This is a genomic window from Hymenobacter terrestris, assembly GCF_013377905.1.
Lineage (GTDB): Bacteria > Bacteroidota > Bacteroidia > Cytophagales > Hymenobacteraceae > Hymenobacter > Hymenobacter terrestris.
In genome coordinates, this window is sequence record NZ_JABKAV010000165.1 from 1 (window position 1) to 469 (window position 469).

Here is a 469-nt window from a genome sequence, read left to right on the forward strand (position 1 = left end):
GTGAGCATGTATAGCAGCCACGGCTCCCAGTCGCCGGTGTCGCGCACGGCCTGCAGGTGGCGGTAGTAGTCGGCTTTGTGCTGGGTGATGAAGCGGCTCAGGTAGAGGACGGGCAGGTCGAGCAAGCCCTTGAGCACCAGGTACACGATGTTGAGGATGCGCCCCGTGCGGCCGTTGCCGTCGTAAAAGGGGTGGATGCTCTCGAACTGGAAATGGAGCACGGCCATTTTCACCAAGGGGTCCACGTCGTGCAAGGTGTCGTCGTTGAGGTACTGCGCCAGGTTGCCCATCATGTCCAGGATGAGGGCCGGGTCCTGCGGGGGCGTGTACACCACCTCGCCCCGTTGGTTCTTCAGGGCGGTGCCGGGCAGCTTCCGGTAGCCCCCGCCGTCGCGCTTGAGTTCCTGCTGGATGCGGGCGATGTGGTTGGTGCTCAAAAACCCGTGCTGCTGGACTAGCGCCGTGCCCA

1 protein-coding gene is annotated in these 469 nt (G+C 64.0%); it reads right to left on the reverse strand.

Annotated elements, in window-relative coordinates:
• On the reverse strand, positions 1 to 469 hold a 469-nt coding region (locus HW556_RS18450; RefSeq protein ID WP_176901579.1), incomplete at both ends, for a Fic family protein.